Genomic DNA, 318 nt, shown 5'->3' with positions numbered 1-318 from the left:
GCCATGCTGTAAATAAGGAAAGTATCACTATTAAGCTAATGTGTTTAAAAGTTCTCTTACTCGTAATAAAAAAGAAAAACATAATATTACGCCCCTTTGTCCAATCCTTTTCAGTTACATATATGCTGTAAATATAAAAAAGAGAACAAAGGATTAATATCGTAAGTAGTGGATATAATGAATGATAGGATTGTAATAAGTGAAAATGAGCGAAACGTTTATTGTTACGTAAGGAATTATTGAGGTGATCATTTGCTTGGGCTGATGTTGACAAAAGAAGAGAGAAAAGAGATGGAATACATATTAAAGAGAGAGTTA

The 318-nt window shown here is 30.5% G+C and carries 1 pseudogene; it reads right to left on the bottom strand.

Annotated elements, in window-relative coordinates:
- A pseudogene (locus SB717_RS34660) lies at window positions 1-124 on the bottom strand (polysaccharide deacetylase family sporulation protein PdaB); the annotation flags it as partial.
- Between the last annotated feature and the right edge of the window lie 194 nt (window positions 125-318).

Source organism: Priestia sp. SIMBA_032 (assembly GCF_046535215.1).
GTDB lineage: Bacteria > Bacillota > Bacilli > Bacillales > Bacillaceae_H > Priestia > Priestia aryabhattai.
Note: the sequence above shows the minus strand (reverse complement) of the source record. Positions and strands in the feature narration are given on the sequence as shown.